This is a genomic window from Borrelia persica No12, assembly GCF_000500045.1.
Taxonomy (GTDB): domain Bacteria; phylum Spirochaetota; class Spirochaetia; order Borreliales; family Borreliaceae; genus Borrelia; species Borrelia persica.
In genome coordinates, this window is sequence record NZ_AYOT01000073.1 from 1 (window position 1) to 1,278 (window position 1,278).

At 28.9% G+C, this 1,278-nt stretch carries 2 protein-coding genes and 1 pseudogene; all 3 read left to right on the top strand.

The window, feature by feature from the left end:
• Nucleotides 1-264 (top strand): DUF228 domain-containing protein (locus U881_RS0101405; RefSeq protein WP_024653010.1); only part of this gene is annotated, 264 nt, incomplete at its 5' end.
• Nucleotides 265-287: 23 nt separating this feature from the next.
• Nucleotides 288-860: a DUF228 domain-containing protein gene (locus tag U881_RS0101410; RefSeq protein ID WP_024653011.1), complete on the top strand. Its 573-nt coding sequence runs from the start codon at nucleotides 288-290 to the stop codon at nucleotides 858-860.
• Between the two features lie 20 nt (nucleotides 861-880).
• Nucleotides 881-1,278: pseudogene (locus tag U881_RS0101415) on the top strand (hypothetical protein); the annotation flags it as partial.

A 1,278-nucleotide genomic window follows, 5' to 3' on the forward strand; every position in this document is an offset into this window, starting at 1 on the left:
ACAGTAATACCAATAACAAATAATTTTGAAGGTTATGTAATTACACAAAGCTCTTCTGGTATTAACATGGGTGATAAGTTGGATTTTAATTCAAATGGAGAAGTTATTAAAGTATCTAATTCTTCATCAGTTTCAATTAATGCAGTTGCACTCTCAGATATACATACTTTGTATCTTAGCGATGATGAATCTAAAAAAGGCCAAGATGATTATAAATTATATTTAATAAAGATATCCCTTTATGGCAATAAGGCGGTTTCTTAAAATAAGAAAATTAGGAGGTTAAAGTGTCGACAAACATAACTGAACTAGTAAAGCAATATGAAGAAAAAGCTAAAACTCTTAAGAAGTTAATGAAGAACCCTATCAACGATTCTGGTGTTTTTAGTAATACAGTTGATTTTAGGAGTAAAAATTTACATTTTGCTAATCAAGGCGGTACAGTAACAAGTCGAACTGATAAACTAGAAAATTACTTTTTTAAAGGATATCCATATAAGAGAGGAGTAAAACGCGTAGTTAGTACGTCACAAGATAATCAACCACATTATGAACCACATGTTGAAGCAGGTGGTGGTGATGATCTTTATGGTGTATGTGTTGACGTAGACGAATTTACCAGTATGGCAACAGTAATACCAATAACAAATAATTTTCAAGGATATCTTGTTGCAAAAGATAATTCTATTAAGAGAAAGGATAAAGTTAAATTTAATTCAGATGGACAGGTTGAAAAGGACAGTTCAAATAATAGCAAAATTAATGCCATAGCCTTATCAGACTCAATAAAACTTGATAATGATGATAATACTTATATGGTACATGTGGTTATTTATGGAAATAAAGGTAAACCAAATTAATAAGTTAAAGGAGTATAAAGATGTCAGAATTATATGATCAAAATTATTATGCTAAAGAGATAGCAAATGTDTTTCCGGAAGTAAAGTTACCAGTATTTTACAATTGGTTTTCTAATGAGCAGATTGAGGATGTAGATTTAAAAGCTGGATATTTAAAAACAATAAAATGGGATGCTTTTCTTAATGCTAATCCCACAACATTATTAAATGAAGTTAATACTATTGCTACTATAGGATTTAGATCAGAATCAGTTAAGCTTAACTATCTTAAATTACAATACAAGTTTAGACATTTAAAGCAAACTGTTGAACAGTCTTATAAAAATAATGATTATGCGGGTGATGTAAATAATAATTTATTACCATTCAAAGAAGCATACAAACTTGCAAGTAATGAGATTATAAAGCTTATAAATCA